Here is a 229-nt window from a genome sequence, read left to right as displayed (position 1 = left end):
CACTTTGACTTGGGGTTTTTAAATGCAGCGGTGCTACGTACTAACAGTAAAAGCCACAACCCTTTCCATAACTTTTCCGTCTTTGATACCGTAACCCTCGCCGCGCTTGCTTTCGGTCAGACAGTATTGGCACGCGCCTGTAAAGCTGCAGGTCTTGACTTCGATGGTAAAGACGCCCATTCAGCCTTATATGATACCCAAAAAACAGCCGAGCTGTTTTGTCATATCC

General features: G+C 47.2%; 1 protein-coding gene. It reads left to right on the top strand.

Annotated elements, in window-relative coordinates; genetic code table 11:
- A partial coding sequence (locus AAEY62_RS25220) for an exonuclease domain-containing protein (RefSeq protein WP_350637249.1) occupies positions 1-229 on the top strand: 229 nt, incomplete at both ends.

Source organism: Pseudoalteromonas sp. GW168-MNA-CIBAN-0100, from assembly GCF_040309225.1.
GTDB classification, from domain to species: Bacteria; Pseudomonadota; Gammaproteobacteria; order Enterobacterales; family Alteromonadaceae; genus Pseudoalteromonas; species Pseudoalteromonas arctica.
This window is presented reverse-complemented; position numbering and strand designations above follow the sequence as displayed.